Annotated in this window: 14 protein-coding genes and 2 pseudogenes; 11 read left to right on the top strand and 5 right to left on the bottom strand. The window is 61.0% G+C overall.

Annotated elements, in window-relative coordinates; translation table 11 throughout:
- Positions 1-138: 138 nt before the first annotated feature.
- Both ABLE93_RS26150 and ABLE93_RS26145 read right to left on the bottom strand, forming a co-directional pair.
- Positions 139-893, bottom strand: a pseudogene (locus tag ABLE93_RS26150) (IS5 family transposase).
- A 35-nt stretch (positions 894-928) separates the two neighbouring features.
- Positions 929-1,831: an SDR family oxidoreductase gene (locus tag ABLE93_RS26145; RefSeq protein ID WP_348842604.1), complete on the bottom strand. Its 903-nt coding sequence runs from the start codon at positions 1,829-1,831 to the stop codon at positions 929-931.
- An 80-nt stretch (positions 1,832-1,911) separates the two neighbouring features.
- Between ABLE93_RS26145 and ABLE93_RS26140 the strand changes: the two genes are divergently transcribed.
- Complete coding sequence (locus tag ABLE93_RS26140) at positions 1,912-2,994, top strand: IS5 family transposase (protein ID WP_510183093.1); 1,083 nt, start codon at positions 1,912-1,914, stop codon at positions 2,992-2,994.
- Between the two features lie 100 nt (positions 2,995-3,094).
- On the opposite strand, the gene ABLE93_RS26135 is transcribed toward ABLE93_RS26140, so the two are convergent.
- The 3 genes and pseudogenes from ABLE93_RS26135 to ABLE93_RS26125 form a co-directional block, all read right to left on the bottom strand.
- Positions 3,095-3,682: a thiolase family protein gene (locus ABLE93_RS26135; protein WP_348842603.1), complete on the bottom strand. Its 588-nt coding sequence runs from the start codon at positions 3,680-3,682 to the stop codon at positions 3,095-3,097.
- A 251-nt stretch (positions 3,683-3,933) separates the two neighbouring features.
- A complete protein-coding gene (locus tag ABLE93_RS26130; RefSeq protein WP_348842602.1) occupies positions 3,934-5,100 on the bottom strand; it encodes a CaiB/BaiF CoA transferase family protein in 1,167 nt (388 codons plus the stop codon).
- Between the two features lie 20 nt (positions 5,101-5,120).
- Positions 5,121-6,265: pseudogene (locus ABLE93_RS26125) on the bottom strand (CaiB/BaiF CoA transferase family protein).
- A gap of 110 nt (positions 6,266-6,375) precedes the next feature.
- On the opposite strand from ABLE93_RS26125, the gene ABLE93_RS26120 reads away from it, so the two are divergent.
- From ABLE93_RS26120 to ABLE93_RS26075, 10 genes are all read left to right on the top strand, one after another.
- Positions 6,376-6,753, top strand: a complete 378-nt coding sequence (locus ABLE93_RS26120; protein WP_348842601.1) for a Zn-ribbon domain-containing OB-fold protein — start codon at positions 6,376-6,378, stop codon at positions 6,751-6,753.
- Between the two features lie 3 nt (positions 6,754-6,756).
- Positions 6,757-7,908, top strand: a complete 1,152-nt coding sequence (locus ABLE93_RS26115) for a thiolase family protein (RefSeq protein ID WP_348842600.1) — start codon at positions 6,757-6,759, stop codon at positions 7,906-7,908.
- A gap of 23 nt (positions 7,909-7,931) precedes the next feature.
- Positions 7,932-8,789, top strand: a complete 858-nt coding sequence (locus ABLE93_RS26110; RefSeq protein ID WP_348842599.1) for a MaoC/PaaZ C-terminal domain-containing protein — start codon at positions 7,932-7,934, stop codon at positions 8,787-8,789.
- A 10-nt stretch (positions 8,790-8,799) separates the two neighbouring features.
- A complete protein-coding gene (locus ABLE93_RS26105) occupies positions 8,800-9,936 on the top strand; it encodes a CaiB/BaiF CoA transferase family protein (protein ID WP_348842598.1) in 1,137 nt (378 codons plus the stop codon).
- Positions 9,937-10,002: 66 nt separating this feature from the next.
- Positions 10,003-10,722: a transglutaminase-like domain-containing protein gene (locus tag ABLE93_RS26100; RefSeq protein ID WP_348842597.1), complete on the top strand. Its 720-nt coding sequence runs from the start codon at positions 10,003-10,005 to the stop codon at positions 10,720-10,722.
- The gene (locus ABLE93_RS26095) at positions 10,719-11,168 is read left to right on the top strand and encodes a MaoC/PaaZ C-terminal domain-containing protein (RefSeq protein WP_348842596.1); all 450 of its coding nucleotides are present in this window, start codon (positions 10,719-10,721) and stop codon (positions 11,166-11,168) included. The genes ABLE93_RS26100 and ABLE93_RS26095 overlap by 4 nt, the downstream gene beginning before the upstream one ends.
- A gap of 1 nt (position 11,169) precedes the next feature.
- The gene (locus tag ABLE93_RS26090) at positions 11,170-12,279 is read left to right on the top strand and encodes an acyl-CoA dehydrogenase family protein (RefSeq protein ID WP_348842595.1); all 1,110 of its coding nucleotides are present in this window, start codon (positions 11,170-11,172) and stop codon (positions 12,277-12,279) included.
- Positions 12,276-13,427, top strand: a complete 1,152-nt coding sequence (locus ABLE93_RS26085; RefSeq protein WP_348842594.1) for an acyl-CoA dehydrogenase family protein — start codon at positions 12,276-12,278, stop codon at positions 13,425-13,427. The genes ABLE93_RS26090 and ABLE93_RS26085 overlap by 4 nt, the downstream gene beginning before the upstream one ends.
- Before the next feature lie 33 nt (positions 13,428-13,460).
- Positions 13,461-14,270, top strand: coding sequence for an enoyl-CoA hydratase/isomerase family protein (locus ABLE93_RS26080; RefSeq protein WP_348842593.1), 810 nt, complete (start codon positions 13,461-13,463; stop codon positions 14,268-14,270).
- 27 nt (positions 14,271-14,297) lie between these two features.
- Positions 14,298-14,513, top strand: a complete 216-nt coding sequence (locus ABLE93_RS26075) for a hypothetical protein (protein WP_348842592.1) — start codon at positions 14,298-14,300, stop codon at positions 14,511-14,513.
- The last annotated feature ends 146 nt before the right edge of the window (positions 14,514-14,659 follow it).

Below are 14,659 nucleotides of genomic sequence, written 5' to 3'. Positions count from 1 at the left end.
CTCCTCGTCCATCCGCGTCGACATGGCTTCTGGTCTCCGAATCAGTCGGAGGCCTATGAATCATGCCGGATTCGGCAGGGGAATACCTGAGCGAGATTCAATCGCGATTTCGTCCACACTGCCTAGGCAGCGGACTCATTATGCTTTGATCCAGATGCGGACGGCGGCGAGCTTGAGGGCTGCGAGGAAGTTGTCTGGTCGCCGGTCGTAGCGGCTGGCGAGGCCGCGCATCTGCTTGATCCGGTTGAAGAAGCGCTCGACAAGGTTCCTTTGGCGATAGAGCCACGGACTGAAGGCGAAGGTGCGCTTGCGGATCGTGCGAGGCGGCACATTGGCAAATCCGCCGCGCTCCGCCGTCTCGGCGCGGATGGCGTCGGTGTCGTAGGCCTTGTCGGCGAGAAGGATGCCGCCCGGTGCGAGCCGGGCCAGCAGTTCGCGCCCGGCCGGCGCGTCGCCCGCCTGCCCGGCGGTGAGCAGGAGGTGGATCGGCCGGCCTTCAGCGTCGACCAGAGCGTGGATCTTGGTGGTCAGCCCACCCCGGGAGCGTCCCATGCAACGATCGTCATCGCCCCCTTTTTGATGGCGGCGCCATGTTGGTGAACGCGAACGCAGGAGCTGTCGATCATGACGATGTCGCCGTCATAGGCGGCCGAGACCGCTTCCAGCAGCTTGTCCCAGACCCCGGCCGCCCGCCAGCGCACGAAACGGTTGTAAAGGGTTGTACGCGGACCGTAGCGCTCAGGCACGTCCCGCCACGGCGCCCCAGTGCGGAACCGCCACAGGATGCCGTTGATCACCCGGCGGTCATCCACCCGCGCGACCCCGCGCGGCTTGTTCGGCAAAAGCGGGGCGATGATCGCCCATTCCTCATCGGTCAGCTCGTGGCGGCGCATCTTTCTCCCCTATCGGGAGAGGTTGAATCACGCTCCTAGCCGGCGCGCAAATTTATGGGGCCACTGCCTAGCGGAATCATGCGTTCCATCTGGGCCAGAAGATCAGGGTTCACACCGACCTTGATTTCCTTGTCTTCCACCTTGATCGTGCTGTCGCCCTTGGCGCTGCCTTCGGTCAGTCGCGTGCGGATCGGTCCGAAGGCCACGGCATTGACGTTCACTTTGTAGCGCCCCCACTCCTTCGCCATTGTGCGGGTAACACCAAGAATACCGGCCTTGGCTGCGGCATAGTTGATCTGGCCTGCGTTGCCACCCGTTCCCGCGATGGACGAGATATTCACCACCTTGCGGAATACCTCCTGTCCGGCGGCGGCTTCTTCCCTGGCCTTGGCGCTGATTACCGGTTGGGCGGCGCGCAGGATCTTGCACGGCGCAGTCAGGTGAAGCGCCAACCGTGCTCCTTCGACCTGCCGCGCATCGGCCTGCCCGCGAAGTTGCTGAACCAGTTCGGTGCACTGGGCCAGCCCGGTCGCCCCAAGCGGGTGGCCCTTGGACAGCAACCCGCCCGATGGGTTGGTCACGTATTTCCCGCCATAGGTATTGTCGCCGTCATCCACGAACTTCGCCGCCTCGCCGCGACCGCACAGGCCCAGGGCCTCGTAGGTAATCAATTCATTATGGGCGAAACAATCGTGCAGTTCGACCACGTTCATATCTTCCGGTCCGATGCCCGCGGCCTCATAGACCTGATCGGCGGCACGTTTGGCCATGGAGAAGCCGACGACTTCGCGCATATCATGGGCGCCGAAGGTTTCCGGCCCGTCCGTCGTCATCGCCTGAGCCGCGATGCGAACAGAACTGTCGAGACCGTGTTTGTCGGCAAATTCCTTGGAACAGATTATCGCCGCCGCGGCACCGCAGGTCGGAGGGCAGGCCATCAGCTGGAGGCCTCCAAAAACCCCTGGGCAAATCGGCATTGGGCTGATTCACTGGCTGCTGTTTGAGGCGGAGGGTGGGCATGGTGGATCGGTCGCCGGGTTTCTTCGACTTCGATGATCGGCTGGCGGAGCTGTCGGCGAAGGGCGACAATCTGGAGCGGGTGAAGGCGGTGGTCGATTTCGAGATGTTTCGGCCTGCGCTGGAAGCCGCTGTGCCGCGCGCGGACCGGTCGAAGGGCGGCTGGCCCGCCTTCGATCACGTGCTGATGTTCAAGGTCCTCGTTCTTCAGGCGATGCATGCGCTGTCGGATGAGCGGACCGAGTTCCTGATAAAGGACCGTCTGTCGTTCATGCGCTTCCTCGGCCTGGGATTGGCCGACAGCGTTCCCGACGCCAATACGATCTGGACCTTCCGCGAGGCGCTGAAGAAGGCCGACGCCATCGACGCCCTGTTCCGGCGGTTCGACGAGGCGCTGCGTTCGGAAGGCTTTCTGGCGATGAGCGGCCAGATTGTCGATGCCACGATCGTGGCGGCGCCCAAGCAGCGCAATACGATCGAGGAGAAGAAAGCGATCAAGGAAGGCCGGGTTCCCGACGACTGGGCGGACAAGCCCGCCAGGCTCGCCCAGAAGGACCGGGACGCCCGCTGGACGGTGAAGTACACCAAGGCCAAGCCGCGCGAGGACGGGAGCCTGCCTTCGGTCGACCTCGCCATTCCCGCGTTCGGCTACAAGAATCATGTCTCGATCGACCGCGGCTTCGGCCTGATCCGGAACTGGATGACGACGCATGCCGCCGCGCACGACGGGGCGCGTCTCGAAGAGGTGCTGGATCGGACAAACACGGCCAGCGACGTCTGGGCGGACACGGCCTATCGGTCGGCGAAGAACGAGGCGATGTTGGCGCGGCGCGGGTTCGTCTCGCGCATTCATCGCAAGAAGCCGCCGGGTCGGCCGATGCCCGATCGCATGCGCATCGCCAACGCGCGGAAATCGAAAGTCCGCAGCGCTGTCGAGCACGTGTTCGCCCATCAGAAGGGTCCGATGGGCCTCGTCGTTCGGACCATCGGCATCGCACGCGCCAGGGTGAAAATCGGCATGGCGAACCTGGCCTACAACATCCGCCGCTTCGTCTGGCTGAGGACGAAATACGCCGTCGCATGACCAAAAGGGCCGCGACGGCGGCCCACATCAAGGCCACGCTTGAACCCTGAACCGGACCGCTCGACGTTCCGAGCGCACGGAACCGCCGCCACGCTGACACTCACCCCGACAAAACGCAATTATTGGAGGTGTCCAGCTTGGTCATGACGCCGGGCCAGACCACCTGGGCGGCCAGAACATCTTCCGGAGTCACCTCTTGGCGAAACAGGGCAACGGGGTTCCTGGCGGCATGCCGGCTGGCCTTGGCGCGGATCCTGGCAAAGGTTTCCAGCGTGGTGCCGAATTCGTCCATATGGGCCTTGCCCGCACCGCCGAAATACCGCAACGCAAGCGGGATTTCAGGGTTGCGAACCAGATCATCGGTCTCTTCGTCGAACGCCGCGAAAGGGCTGACGCGGTCGTGGAACATCGCCCCGATCGCGCCGGGCTGCATCTGCTCGAAGCCCAAGGCCAGAACACACTCTGCTGCACCGCTTTCCACGGCCTGACGGGCCAGAAACAGCGCGGACGATCCGGTTGAACAGTTGTTGTTGACGTTCAACACCGGAATCCCGGTCATGCCGACGTGATACAAGGAACGTTGACCACAGGTGCTGTCACCATAAACATAGCCTGCATACGCTTGCTGGACCTTGTCATAGTCCAAACCCGCATCGGCAAGCGCGGCGCGGGTCGCTGCCGCGGCCATGATGTCATAGCTTTCCGATTTCCCCGGTTTCTGAATAAGGAATCATCCCGACGCCAGCAACATAAGCTTTGTTTTGCCGTTCCACTTCACGCCCCATTTTCTAACACTTGTTTGAATTGTCATTCGCCGCCACTCTTGCTGTCAATGTCCGGGGTGGATGTTCCGGCCGAATGCGATCCGGCCAAGACGCTTTGCAACCGCTTGAGGCGGTGGCCTGCGGCGGGCGTTTTCAAGCGGATTTTGAGGCTCGGTTACTCTTTGTATGGGCCGAGGATCTCGTCGGTATGCTCACCCAAGCGGGGGGCGGGGCGGAAGTCGTGCCTGGCCGGGGTGGCCGAAAAGCGCACCGGGGGGCGCGTTGTCCAGAGGGGACCCTCGGTTGGATGCTCGATTTTCTGGAAGAATCCGGTTGCGGCAAGATGCGGGTCGCCTGGAAGGTCCGACAGCTTGCGGACCGGCATGGCGGGGATGTCGGCTTGTTCCATCAGATCCAGCCATTCTTCGGTTGTCCGGGTCAAAGCGATCTGCGCCACCAGATCGTAGACCGCGCCGATGTTACGGCTGCGCTCGTCCATGTCGGTCACCCAAGGGTGGCCGACCATGTCATCGCGTCCGACCACCTTGAAGAACCGCGCCCATTGCGCATTGGTGTAGGGCAGGATCGTGATGAACCCGTTCGCGGTTTCTACCGGACGACGATGGGGCACCAGCATGCGCGCATAGCCGAAATCCTGCGGGTTTTCCTCGAATGTGGCGCCATCCAGGTGTTCGGCCAGAAGAAACGACGTAAGGGTTTCGAACATCGGCACCTCGACATGTTGAACCTCTCCGGTGCGTTCACGATGGAAAAGGCCCGCCATGATGGCATAGGCCGCCGTCACGCCGCCCAGTTTGTCGGCGAGAATGGTTGGCGTATATTTGGTGCTTGCATCTGGATCGCGAAGGGTTGTCAGGCTTGCCAGGCCCGAAACTGATTGAACGATGTCGTCAAAGGCGGGTTTGGCCGCATAGGGCCCATCCTGCCCGAATCCGGTTGCCGAGACCGTGATCAGGTTCGGATTTTCGCGCCGCAGAGTTTCGGGATCGAGCGACAGGCGGGCAAGTGCTGCCGGCCGGATACTCGAAACCATCACGTCCGCATCGGACAACAATCGGCGCAGCTGGTCGCGGTCGGCTTCCGTCTTGAGATCCAGCACAATGCTGCGTTTGTTGCGGTTGGTCCCCAGAAAGGCCGCGCCCATCTGCTTGTTGCGTGATGGCTGAACCTGACGCAAAAGGTCGCCTTCCGGGCTTTCGACCTTGATCACGTCGGTGCCGAGATCGCCCAGCATTTGCGTCGCCAGGGGACCAAAAACCACCGATGTCAGGTCGACGACCCGAACGCCGTCGAGAATCGCAGGTTTCTTTGCGGCAGTCATTTATGGGGGATATCCTGTTTTCAGGTCCGGGCGGCGAACTCGGCGCGAATGGCCCGACCATCTGCATCAAATGCAGGGCTGGGGCCCAGTGACGCAACGCCGCCGCTGCGCCGGATCGGCGGCATCGGGACGTTGATTTCGCCAGAGGGGGTGGCGATGGCAGAACGGTCGAGCTGTGGATGTGCCGACAGGGAAGCCACGTCGTTCACAGCCCCAAATGCAATGCCCCCCGCATCAAGCCTGGTTAGCATCTTGGCAAGGTCACAAGACGCGAACTCGGCCTTGATAAGCGCTTCGAGTGCGGGCTTGTTGTTTATTCGCGACGTATTGTCGTGAAACCGCGGGTCTGTCGCAAGATCCGCGTCGCCCAGGATATGTTCGCAAAACCGGGCCCATTCCCCGGAATGCTGGACGGTAATGACGACAAGCTCGCCATCTTTGCATGGATAGGCCCCATATGGGCAGATGACCGTGTGGTTCAGCCCGACGCGCGGTGTCGGTTTGCCAAGATAATCGTGATAGAGCAGCGGAACAGCCATCCAGTCGGCCATCACGTCGAACATCGCAACCGAAACGCCGCTTCCCTTGCCGGTGCGGTCACGCCCGACAAGGGCTTCGCGGATTGCGGCATGGGCCGTCATACCAGTGGCGATGTCGCAGACCGAAACCCCGACCCGGCCCGGCCCGTCAGGCGTTCCGGTCACCGAAGCCAGGCCGCTTTCGCATTGAACCAGCAAATCGTAGGCCTTGGCGCTTTGCATCGGGCCGTCCTCGCCGTAGCCTGTGATGTCGCAGGTCACCAGGCGCGGGAACCTTTCGCGCAGCGATGCCGAATCGAGCCCGAGTTTGGCCAGAGCGCGGGCAGCAGGTTCTGAATGAACACATCCGCGGTTTTCAGCATGTTAAACAGGATTTCCCGGTCTTCGTCGGCTTTGATGTCCAGCGCGATCGACTGCTTGCCCCGGTTCAGCCATGTGAAATAGGCGCTCTCGCCATTCGCGGCGGTATCGTAGGCGCGCGCGAAATCGCCCTTGCCCTTGCGCTCGATCTTGATCACACGCGCCCCGGCATCGGCCAGCCGCGACGAACAGAATGGTGCAGCCACCGCCTGTTCCAGTGCGATGACGAGCTTGCCGGAAAGCGGCCCTGAATTTGTTCCTGTCATGACTTTCTCTCTGTCTGATCCTATGACCTTGACTTTTTCTAACATTCGTTAGAAACGTAATCAACAAGTTCGGTAATCAGCCAGCGCCGAACAGCAGCAGGGGGATTTACATGTTGGATGCCACGGGGCCAGACGCGATTTTCAGAAGCGGGCTCGCGAATCAGGAAATTCTGCTTCCGAAATGCGCCGATTGCGGGCGCTACCACTTCTTTCCCAGGGTCTTGTGCCCACACTGCCATGGCGAAGCAATCTCCTGGCACCGGGCAAGCGGAAAAGGCCGGGTCCATACCACCACGATCGTGCGCAGAAAGCCCGACCATGGCGGCGATTACAACATCTGCATGGTCGAACTGGACGAAGGCGTGCGGATGATGAGCAGGGTCGACGGGATCACCCCCGATGACGTCAGGATCGACATGGCGGTGACCGCGTTCGTTGGCGAGGCCGATGGCGTGCCCGCCGTATTCTTCAAGCCCGCGGAGGTTTAAGCCATGACAAGCAACCTGCGGGGAAAATCCGCCATTGTCGGCACCGGCCATGCCGGGTTCGGCGAGGCGCATGGGTTCACGGCTTATGATGTCATGGCGCAGTCCGCGCTTGCGGCGGTAAGCGATGCCGGGCTGAAGCTGTCAGACGTGGACGGCCTGTTCTGCACCATGATGGAAGACAGCATGCCTGCCCTGATGGCGGCAGAATACCTTGGCATTCAACCCCGGTTCCTTGATGGAACCATGACGGGTGGATCATCCTTTGTGAACTACCTGACATCCGCGACAATGGCGCTGGAGGTCGGGTTGTGCGATGTCGCTCTGATCGTCTACGGCTCCAACCAACGCACCGCGTCGGGCAAGCTGGTGACGGCCTCGCGCCCGCCGGCCTACGAGGCACCTTACAACCCGCGTTATCCGATTTCCGCTTATGCGATGGCGGCGGCGCGGCACATGCACGAATATGGCACCACCCGCGAGCAGCTGGCAGATGTGGCCGTGGCGGCACGGGCCTGGGCGCAACACAACCCCGAAGCATTCGAGCGCGGGCCGCTCAGCCGGGAGGATGTGTTGGGCGCACGCATGGTCGGCGATCCGCTGACCGTGCGGGACTGCTGTCTGGTGACCGATGGCGGCGGCGCGATCGTGATGGTCCGTGCAGAAAGGGCAAAGGATTTCCCCAAGCCGCCCGTCTATGTGCTGGGCAGTGCCGCGGAAAGTTCGCACCGTCAGATATCGCAGATGAAGGATTTCACCGTGACCGCCGCCCGCGAGTCGGGCAAACGCGCCTTTGCCGCAGCCGGGGTTTCACCCTGGGATATTCAGGCCATCGAGCTTTATGATGCCTTCACCATCAACACCATTCTGTTCCTCGAAGACCTTGGTTTTTGCGCCAAGGGCGAAGGCGGGGCCTTTGTGGAGGGCGGGCGTATCGCACCCGATGGGGTCTTGCCGGTGAACACGAATGGCGGGGGTTTGTCCTGCGTGCATCCCGGAATGTACGGGATTTTCACTGTGATCGAAGCCGCCCGCCAGATTCGCGGCGACGCCCCCGGCCTGCAGCTCAATAATATCGACCTGGCGCTGGCGCATGGCAACGGTGGCGTGCTTTCCAGCCAGGTCACTGCAATCCTGGGGTCAGGCAGCGCGCTCTGACGGCGAGCAAGGGAGGGAACAGCATGCCATTGGATTTCGAAGCTCTTTCAAGCTGGGAATTCGAGGATATCCGGCAGACTCTGACTGAGAAGGATACCATCCTTTACGCGCTCGGCCTAGGGTTCGGCGAGGATCCTACTGATGAAAGGGAACTTGCCTTTGTCTATGAGGATGGCCTGAAGGCGGTTCCCTCGATGGCGGTCACGCTAGGATATCCCGGCTTCTGGCTACGCAATCCCAAAACCGGCGTGAACTGGCAGAAGGTGCTGCATGGCGAGCAATGGCTAGATATCTACAAGCCATTGCCCGTCAAGGGGAATATCATCGGGCGCACCAGGATCGACTTCATCTCGGACAAGGGCGAAGGCAAGGGTGCGGTGATTTATCAAAGCCGCGAGATCATCGACGCGGACAGCGGCGAAAAGCTTGCGCGGGTTGCGATGTCGGCCTTTTGCCGGGGTGACGGCGGCTTCGGCGGTGAGAACAGCCCAGGGCCGGACCCGGCCGGGTTGCCGAACCGTGCGCCCGATCATGTCTGCGACCTCGAAACGCTTCTGCGGCAGGCGCTGATTTACCGGCTTAGCGGCGACTATAACCCACTTCATGCCGATCCCGACGTGGCGCAGTCAGTCGGTTTCGATCGGCCTATCCTGCACGGGCTGGCGACCTATGGTCTGGCGGCAAGGGCACTCCTCAAAAGCCTGCTGGATTATGACGCAGCGCGTCTGGTCGGGCTGGACGTTCGGTTTTCCGCTCCGGTCTATCCGGGTGAGACAGTGCGGTTCGAGATATGGGAAGAGGCCGGCGAGGCCCGTTTCCGCGCATCTGTTCCTGAACGTGGCGTCGTTGTGCTGAACAATGGCGCCGCCCGCTTCGCATGAGGTGACCGGGATGGTTCAGCCACTCAAGGATATCCTAGTGCTGGATTTCAGCACCCTGCTTCCGGGGCCGATGGCCACGCTCATGCTGGCCGAGGCCGGCGCCGAAGTGATCAAGTTCGAGCGTCCTGTCACCGGAGAAGATGCGCGCCTGACAGAGCCGAAAATAGATGGCGAAAGCATCGGTTTCGCGGTGTTGAACCAGGGAAAACGATCGGTTGCCATCGACCTGAAATCCGAAAACGCCAAGGTCGTCTTGTGCCCCTTGCTGGAAAAGGCCGACGTCCTTGTGGAGCAGTTTCGCCCGGGCGTCATGGAACGGCTTGGCCTTGGCTATGACGCTGTGCGCGCGATCAATCCCGGCATCATCTATTGTTCGATCACCGGCTACGGTCAAACAGGCCCGAAGGCCGCCGTGGCTGGCCACGATCTGAACTATGTGGGCGACGCGGGCATTCTGTCGCTGAGCCGGGGCCCCGATGACCAACCCACCGCGCCCTTTGGTCTTGTTGCCGATATCGGTGGCGGAACCTACCCGGCGGTGGTGAATATACTGCTTGCCCTGATGGCGCGGCGGACCACCGGACAGGGGACTCACCTTGATATTGCCATGTCGGAAGGCGCTTTCGCATTCGCGTATTGGGCGCATGCCGAAGGGGTCGTTGCTGGCAGGAACATTGAAAGCGGTGGTAGCCGACTGACAGGCGGGCTGGCGCGTTACCGCCTCTATACGGCGGCGGATGGACGGCAAATCGCCGTCGGGGCGCTCGAGGAAAAATTCTGGCAGGCGTTCTGTGATGCCATCGGTCAACCGCCGGAGTTGCGCGACGATTGGCGCGATCCGCAGGCCTGCAGCACCGAGGTTGCACGGCGTCTTGGAAGCAAGCCCTCGACACATTGGGAGCCATTGCTGGCCGCAGCCGATTGTTGCTGCACAGTCGTAAAGACGCCCGCAGAAGCTTTGGTGGACCCGCATTTTTCCGCCCGTGGGGTATTTGATCGAAAGCTGAATATTGCCGGCCGGGATGTGCCGTCGCTGCCGCTGCCGATCGCGCCGGAATTCCGTTCGCCTGAAAGGGTCGCCGGACGGGCGGCCAGCCTGGGGGAGGACAATGAACGCTATGGCGCCGAGCAACCGAACGAAGAATGATTCCTGTTGACGCGCACGGGGTCAATCAATAATCTAACATCTGTTAGAAAAATGATGGAGAGGTTGATGACGTGGTCCGAGGATGACCTGCCAGCCGAAGCGAAACGTTACGTGATGCCGTCGCACTTTGTCGAAAGCGACAGTCTCGAAGTGCAGCAATTTGCTTCTTCCGCGTTGCGTGAATTGCCGTTCGACGCCAGCCCCCGTGACAAGGCCATCCGCCTGTTCGAGGCGGTTCGGGACGATATTCGATACGATCCCTATTGTTTTGCCCTGGACGAAGAGTCCTATCGCGCCAGCCGGATCGCCCGGTCAGAGGCGGCGTTCTGCGTTCCCAAGGCAATCCTTCTGGCAGCCTGCCTGCGGGCCGCAGGCATTCCGGCGGCACTTGGGTTTGCCGACGTGCGCAACCATCTGAACACTCCCAAGCTGCAAGAGCTGATGGGCACCGATCTGTTCATCTATCACGGCTACGTCCAGCTTTGGCTGGGCAGCGAAACCTACAAGGTCACGCCGGCTTTCAACATCGAGTTGTGCGAACGCTTCGGCGTCAAGCCTCTGGTTTTTGACGGCTATCACGATGCGCTTTTTCACGAGTTTGATGAAAAAGAACAACGGCATATGGAATATGTGAATGACCGTGGGCTGTATTTCGATGCGCCGATGACGGAATTTCTGGAAGCCTTCAGGGAAACCTATCCGAAGCTTGAGGCGTTCAATCGCAAGCGGATCTCTGCGGGGGCAAAGGGCTACGACCCCGAATTTTCCAAGGAGGCCGCATCTTGAGATATCTGGAAGATTTTCAGCCCGGCCAGGTTTTCAGGTTTCGTAGCAGGCCGATGAGCGCCGAGGCGATCAAGGCATTCGCCCATGAGTGGGATCCTCAGCGGTTGCACATCGACGAAGACTATGCCGCGGGCATTCACGGTAGCCTGATTGCCTCGGGCTTTCAGACCATAGTTGAAGTATTCAGGCCGATCATGATCGAGCTGATGGTCGGGGTTGCGAATATTGGCGGGATGGGTCTCGACAATTTGCGCTGGCTAAAGCCAATTCGCCCGGACGAGGCGCTGGATATCGAGATAACCGTCAATGCGGCCGCGCCATCAAGGAGCAAGCCCGACCGGGGGGTTCTGAAATACACGCTCATCGCGAAGAACCCCAAGGGAGAGGAGGTCTTTTCGACCGATGTTCTCGTGATGATGCAGACAAGGGCCGGAGGTATAGACTGACATGATCTCGAGCGACCAGGAAGAACTTCGCTTGCTGCGGGAAAGCGTCCGCACCTTGTTTGACCGCGCCGGCGGCGTTGGCCGGTCCAGAAAGCTGCGCGATTCCGGCGGCGGATGGGATGCCGGAATGATCCGCGAACTGGCCGAAGCCGGCGTGTTTGGTGTTGCCGTGCCCGAGGAAATCGGCGGGCTGGGCATGGGCCTGACCGCCAGTGGCATTATCACCGAAGAGGTCGGGCGGGTCCTTGCCCCGGAACCGGTAACGGTCACTGTCGGGCTAAGCCTTGGCCTGCTGCGTCGCCTTTGCCCGGATCACGCCATGATCGAACGGATTATTGGTGGCGAAACCGTCTTTGCCGTAGCCTGGCAGGAGCGCGGCCCGACCGGCCGACCCGCCGAGCACGATTGCCGCTATACGGACGGAAAACTGACCGGCAACAAGGCTTGGGTTGTCGGCGCGGCCGAAGCGCAGGGTTTCCTGGTCCTCGCAAAGGGCGACACCGGCCCGGTTCTGGTCATGGCAGAGGCCGGAGCGGACGGGCTTTCCGTCGAAAAGCGCACACAGGCCGATGGCAGCGCAATGGGCGAGCTTTCCTTCGCGGGAACCCCGGCCGAGGAAATGGCTTCCGGCATTGCGGTCGCGGAGGCGCTTGATGAGGCGGTCAATGATGCAACGGCGCTTGCCGCCGCCGAACTTGTCGGTCTGAGCGAGCGCGCCTTCGAGATCGCACTGGAGTACATCAAGACCCGAGAGCAGTTCGACAAGCCAATCGGGTCCTTCCAGGTCATCCAGCATCGGGCCGTCGATCTGCATGTGGCATGTGAGATTGCACAGGCCGGGGTGCGCGAAACCCTGGCGCTGATGGAGAACGAGCCCGATCCGAAGGAGCGGGCGCGGCTTGCCAGCCGGGCCAAGGCACGTGCGGTCACGACCGCCAGGAAAATCACGCGTGATGCGATCCAGTTGCATGGGGCGGTCGGCTATACCGACGAATTCGACATCGGGCTTTACCTGAACCGGGCGCTGGTTCTGTCAGCCTGGTTGGGTGACGACGCCTATCACAGGCGGCTTTGGTTCGATGCCCGCGAAAAAGAGGGAGCCGCACAATGACCGACTGGAACGCCATGAGCGATGCGGAGTTCCGCAAGGAAATCCGCGAATTCATCGAGACCGAATATCCCGAGGAACTGCGCCACCTTCCGCACCGGCCGAAATTCGCGGAAATTGCGCAGTGGCACCGCAAGCTTCATGCAAAGGGGTGGGTTGCCCCAGCATGGCCCGCCGAATATGGCGGAATGGGCCTGAACGCTGCCAAGCTGTTGATTTTTTATGAGGAACAACAACGCTGGGGCGTCAATCGCGGGCGCGATATGGGCGTGCAGATGGTCGGCCCGCTGATCATCAAATTTGGCACCCAGGCGCAAAAGGACTATTGGCTGCCCCGAATTCTCAGCTGTGAGGACATCTGGTGTCAGGGCTATTCCGAGCCCGGTGCCGGATCCGATCTGGCCAACCTGCGCACGCGCGCAGAGATCGACGGCGATGACTTCGTGATCAATGGCCAGAAGATCTGGACCACCATGGCACATGATGCCACGCACATCTTCATGCTTGTTCGCACGGATTCGAACGCGCCGAAGAAACAGCAGGGCATCAGTTTCCTGCTGGCACCGATGGATCAACCGGGCGTCGAGGTTCGCACGATCACGACGCTTTCGGGCGAGACCGAGTTCTGCGAAGTCTTCTTCGATAATGCCCGCACACCGCGCGAGAACCTCGTCGGCGAGCTGAACAAGGGCTGGACGATGGCCAAGGCGCTCTTGAGTTTCGAGCGCATCTTCATTGGCTCGCCCAGCTTGGCCCAGAGCGCCCTGGGTCAGCTTGAGAGTTTTGCCCGGGGCCGCGGTGCCTTTGACGATCCGGCGTTCCGCGATCGCTTCGCCCAAGCCGCCCTCGACGTCGAGGACCACGCGGCGCTTTATGCCCGTTTCGCAGATCAGCTCAAGCGGGGCGAGACGCTGGGCGCGGATGTCTCGATGCTGAAGATCTGGGTAACCGAATGTTTTCAGCGCATCACCGAACTGATGATCGAGGCAGCAGGCCCGGATGGCGGATCCGTCGGTCCGCTTCAGGTTGGCAACGTGGGTGTGGATGTCCTAGCCAGCTTCTACAAGGCGCGGCCGACCACGATCTACGGCGGATCGAACGAAATTCAGCGCAACATCCTGTCCAAGGACGCCCTTGGGCTGCCCGGCTGAACCTGTAACAATCTTCAAGGAAGGAACCCAACCGTGTCAGACCGTTATGCAAAATACGACAAACTGAAATTCGACTACCCTGCGGATCGCGTCCTGCGCATCACGTTCGACCGCCCCGAGACCTTCAACTCGGTCGATGCCGAAACGCACACCCAGATGACGGATATGTGGATCGACATCGACCGCGACCCCGACATCAATGCCGTCATCGTGACGGGCGCCGGCAAAGCGTTCTCGGCCGGTGGTGATTTCAGCCTGATCGAAAGCATGATCGGCAATTCGCACGAAATCATGAAGACGTGGAAAGAGGCCAAGGATCTCGTCTACAACATCATCAACTGCAACAAGCCGATCATTTCGGCCATCAATGGCCCCGCAGCCGGTGCGGGGCTTGTCGTGGCCATCCTGGCCGACATCTCGATCGCTGGCAAAAGGGCCAAGATCGTCGATGGCCACCCGCGGCTGGGTGTTGCCGCCGGTGACGTTGCGGCGATCATCTGGCCCCTGCTGACCTCGATGGCGAAGGCGAAATACTACTTGATGACCTGCAAACCGGTCTCGGGCGAAGAAGCCGAACGTATCGGCCTTGTGTCGATGTGTGTCGAGGATGACGAACTTCAGAAGATTGCCCTCGACACGGCGATTGAACTGGCCAATGGCTCGCAAAGCGCAATCCGCTGGACCAAGTATTCGCTCAACAATTGGCTGCGCCAGGCCGGACCGATCTTCGATGCTTCGACCGCGCTGGAAATGCTGGGCTTCATGAGCGAGGACGTCAAGGAAGGTGTGCTGTCGCACCGCGAGAAGCGCGCGCCGAACTTCCGTAAGGACTGCCCGCTCTAATCGACGAACGGTCAAGGAGGCAAAGTCGTGTCAGAAAATATCTACCGCGATATCGCACAAGCCTATGCCGCCGCAGCCCGAAAGGCCCCAGGCCTGAAATCGCGTTTCGCGTCCGCCGGGTTCAATCCGGCGGACGTTTCGTCATTGGCGGATCTTTCGCGTCTGCTGGTGATGAAGAAGGAAGAACTTCTGATGATCCAGCGCAAGACCCCCCCTTCGGCGGGTTCCTTGCCTCTGACATGAAAGATGTCGGAAGAATTTACGGGCACCTCGAAAAATGTCGCGCACTGGGCGGGTTCCGGTAAAATTTGTAGTGTGGGCAGTATGACCGGGAGGTGCTGATGGGCCAGATGGGCTTCTTCGATGTCCCGAAGCGCTATGCCGGGCTG

The sequence above is a fragment of the Xanthobacter pollutisoli genome (assembly GCF_040044995.1).
In the GTDB taxonomy this organism is placed as follows: Bacteria; Pseudomonadota; Alphaproteobacteria; order Rhizobiales; family Xanthobacteraceae; genus Xanthobacter.
The sequence above is the reverse complement of the archived record's forward strand: the minus strand, read 5'-3'. Positions and strand labels throughout refer to the sequence as shown.

Coding starts and splice junctions, on each gene's coding strand:
- ABLE93_RS26145 (WP_348842604.1), bottom strand. CDS start 1,831: ATGGCCTGCCCTCCGACCTGCGGTGCCGCGGCGGCGATAATCTGTTCC.
- ABLE93_RS26140 (WP_510183093.1), top strand. CDS start 1,912: ATGGTGGATCGGTCGCCGGGTTTCTTCGACTTCGATGATCGGCTGGCG.
- ABLE93_RS26135 (WP_348842603.1), bottom strand. CDS start 3,682: ATGGCCGCGGCAGCGACCCGCGCCGCGCTTGCCGATGCGGGTTTGGAC.
- ABLE93_RS26130 (WP_348842602.1), bottom strand. CDS start 5,100: ATGACTGCCGCAAAGAAACCTGCGATTCTCGACGGCGTTCGGGTCGTC.
- ABLE93_RS26120 (WP_348842601.1), top strand. CDS start 6,376: ATGTTGGATGCCACGGGGCCAGACGCGATTTTCAGAAGCGGGCTCGCG.
- ABLE93_RS26115 (WP_348842600.1), top strand. CDS start 6,757: ATGACAAGCAACCTGCGGGGAAAATCCGCCATTGTCGGCACCGGCCAT.
- ABLE93_RS26110 (WP_348842599.1), top strand. CDS start 7,932: ATGCCATTGGATTTCGAAGCTCTTTCAAGCTGGGAATTCGAGGATATC.
- ABLE93_RS26105 (WP_348842598.1), top strand. CDS start 8,800: ATGGTTCAGCCACTCAAGGATATCCTAGTGCTGGATTTCAGCACCCTG.
- ABLE93_RS26100 (WP_348842597.1), top strand. CDS start 10,003: ATGACGTGGTCCGAGGATGACCTGCCAGCCGAAGCGAAACGTTACGTG.
- ABLE93_RS26090 (WP_348842595.1), top strand. CDS start 11,170: ATGATCTCGAGCGACCAGGAAGAACTTCGCTTGCTGCGGGAAAGCGTC.
- ABLE93_RS26085 (WP_348842594.1), top strand. CDS start 12,276: ATGACCGACTGGAACGCCATGAGCGATGCGGAGTTCCGCAAGGAAATC.